Consider the following 3,091-nt stretch of genomic DNA (forward strand, 5'->3'; position numbering starts at 1 on the left):
GAAATATTTTCAGGAATTAGAGTTATCAAAGCGTATTCATTAGAAAATCAACATCAAAATAACATGATAGCTTTAGCCAATGAAAGCAAAAGCAAGAGTTTAAATTTGGCAAAAATACAAGCCTTATTTGGTCCTTTAATGTTAGCACTTATTGGTGTAAGTAATTTAGTTGTAATTTATTTTGGAGGTTTAATGTATATTAACGGAACGATAAAAAGTATTGGAACCATTGCCGAATTTATCTTGTACGTGAATATGTTAACTTGGCCAGTAGCTTCATTAGGTTGGGTTTCGTCAATGGTTCAAGAAGCCGAAGCTTCACAAAAACGAATCAATGAATTCCTGAAAATTGAACCCGAAATCCAAAATAAAAACACTCAAAACTCACTAATCAAAGGAGCTATTTCTTTCGAAAACGTAAGTTACACTTATCAAGACACAAACATACAAGCATTAGACAACGTAACATTAACGGTTCACGAAGGGGAAACATTAGCCATATTAGGTAAAACGGGCTCTGGAAAATCAACTATTTTATCCCTGATTTCACGAATGTATGATGTAACTCACGGGCAAATAAATATCGACGAACAAGAAATAGGCACGTTAAATTTATATGATTTGAGAAACAGTATTGGAATTGTACCACAAGATGCTTTTTTATTTTCGGATAGTATTCAGAATAATATAAAATTTGGTAAAGAAAATGCAACAGATCCAGAAGTAGAAAATGCAGCAAAGATGGCTGTGGTTCATGAAAACATAATGGGATTCAGTAAACAATATGAAACCATTTTAGGCGAAAGAGGCATCACACTTTCTGGTGGCCAAAAACAACGAGTTGCAATTGCAAGAGCTATTATAAAAAATCCAAAAATATTACTTTTTGACGATTGCTTATCCGCAGTTGACACAGAAACAGAAGAAGCTATTTTGACTAATTTACAAGAAATATGTAAGGATAAAACCACGATTATTGTTAGTCATCGTGTTTCATCGGCAAAAAACGCGGATAAAATCATCATTCTTGACGAAGGTAAAATCATTGAGCAAGGTTCTCATAATCAATTAATAAAACAAGATGGGTATTATGCCGCTTTATATTTAAAACAACTTTCAGAAAAAGAATTACAATAATTGTTGTTTAATACATATATTTTTTAGATTTTTGATTACTACTTAACAACTATAAATTGAGAGAACGATTATGAGAGAAAATGATATGTTAGAAAAAGAAGAAATATTTTCGAAAGTATTACGTGCAGGAAGAAGAACGTATTTCTTTGATGTAAGAGCCACAAAAGCCGATGACTACTATATTACAATAACCGAAAGCAAAAAATTCACCGAAGAAGATGGATCTTTTCATTTCAAGAAACACAAAATTTATTTATACAAAGAAGATTTTAGTGCTTTTTCAGAAATTCTAGACGACATGACTTCGTATGTATTGAATCACAAAGGCGAAGAAGTAATTTCTGAAAGACACCAAAAGGATTTCAAGAAAGAAGTTTCCTATGAAAAAACAGAGGACGAATTACCTTCAACTTCAAGTTTTACTGATATTGAATTTGACGATATTTAGTTTTTTAATAAAATTTTAAAATCAATTAGTCTAAAATTCTTTCGAATTTTAGACTTTTTTTTTATCCAATTCGCAACCCGTTTTCAACTTTAAAATCGGGTGCTAATAATATAATTTCGTTGTTTTCGCCAACAGAACCCAGCACTAAACATTCGCTCATGAATTTTCCAATTTGTTTTTTGGGGAAATTAACAACCGAAACAATTTGCCTTCCTATCAAATCTTCTTTCGTGTAACGAACCGTTATTTGTGCCGAAGTTTTTCGAATACCAATAGCAGCTCCAAAATCTATACTCAATTGATACGCTGGTTTTCTGGCCTCTGGAAAATCATTTGCTTCTAGAATTGTGCCCACTCGCATTTCTACTTTTTCAAAATCTTGCCAAGAAATATCTGGTTGTCTTTCACTACTCATAATTAGAAATTATTTGAATTGTAAATATAAAAAAATCTCAATAACAAAATTCGTTATTGAGATTTTTATACTATTGAGATTGCTTTACCCGATAGCTATCAGAACTGGAATGATTACTTCACTTCCATTAATTCTACATCAAAAATCAACGTAGCGTTTGGTGGAATTGCTCCTCCAGCGCCGTGAGAACCATAACCTAAATGTGATGGAATTACAAAACGGGCTTTGTCTCCCACTTGCAATAAAGCGATTCCTTCATCCCAACCTTCGATAACTTGACCTTGACCCAATCTAAATTCAATTGGTTTTTTGCGGGGATAGGACGAATCAAAAACTTTTCCGCTTTCAAGCGAACCTTCATAATGAACCGCTACAGTTTTTCCGTTTTCGGCTTTTTTCCCAGAACCTCTTTGAATAAATTGGTAACGCAAACCACTTTCAGTTTTTTCGAAACCAGCCGCAAGTTGCTCCATTTTTGCTTCAGCTTCAGCTCTCAGTGCTGCATCACGCTTATTACGAGCACCTTTCAAAGCGATAAAAGCTTCGATAGCATTCCATTTTTGGGCTTCTTCTCCTACTCTAACAATTTCTAGAGTTTCTAAAACATCATTTCCTTCAACTGCATCAACAACATCTTGACCTTCTATCACATGTCCAAAAACAGTGTGTTTATTATCTAACCAATCCGTTGGAATATGAGTAATAAAAAACTGTGAACCATTACTTGCTGGTCCAGAATTTGCCATAGACAAAACTCCGGGACGGTTGTGTTTTAACGAAGGGTGAAATTCATCGTCAAATTTATAGCCTGGATCACCAGTTCCTGTACCTAGTGGACAACCACCTTGTATCATAAAATCAGGAATAACACGGTGAAATGTTAGTCCGTCATAATAAGGTGTTCCTTGTGGTTTAACTTTATTTTCTAGATTTCCTTCAGCAAGTGCAACAAAATTCCCTACTGTTCCTGGAGTCAAATCGTGTGTTAGTTTTACTAAAATTGAACCTTTTGCAGTATTAAATTTTGCGTATATTCCGTTTTCCATTGTTGTGATTTTTATTTTTAAAGTGCAAATTTACAAAATAAATAC

General features: G+C 33.5%; 4 protein-coding genes. 2 read left to right on the plus strand and 2 right to left on the minus strand.

The window, feature by feature from the left end:
• Together RMO70_RS06865 and RMO70_RS06870 are read left to right on the plus strand one after the other, a co-directional pair.
• The coding region (locus RMO70_RS06865) for an ABC transporter ATP-binding protein (protein ID WP_310555684.1) at window positions 1-1,137 on the plus strand (1,137 nt) is incomplete at its 5' end.
• A 70-nt stretch (window positions 1,138-1,207) separates the two neighbouring features.
• Window positions 1,208-1,585 (plus strand): PUR family DNA/RNA-binding protein, encoded by a 378-nt coding sequence (locus RMO70_RS06870; protein ID WP_310555685.1) that lies wholly within the window; start codon window positions 1,208-1,210, stop codon window positions 1,583-1,585.
• Window positions 1,586-1,646: 61 nt separating this feature from the next.
• On the opposite strand, the gene RMO70_RS06875 is transcribed toward RMO70_RS06870, so the two are convergent.
• Entirely contained in the window at window positions 1,647-2,000 is a 354-nt protein-coding gene (locus RMO70_RS06875) for a tRNA-binding protein (protein WP_310555686.1), read from the minus strand.
• Window positions 2,001-2,113: 113 nt separating this feature from the next.
• On the minus strand, window positions 2,114-3,046 hold the full coding sequence (locus tag RMO70_RS06880) for a peptidylprolyl isomerase (RefSeq protein WP_310555687.1): 933 nt from the start codon (window positions 3,044-3,046) through the stop codon (window positions 2,114-2,116).
• Window positions 3,047-3,091 lie beyond the last annotated feature (45 nt).

Source organism: Flavobacterium sp., assembly GCF_031422135.1.
GTDB lineage: Bacteria > Bacteroidota > Bacteroidia > Flavobacteriales > Flavobacteriaceae > Flavobacterium.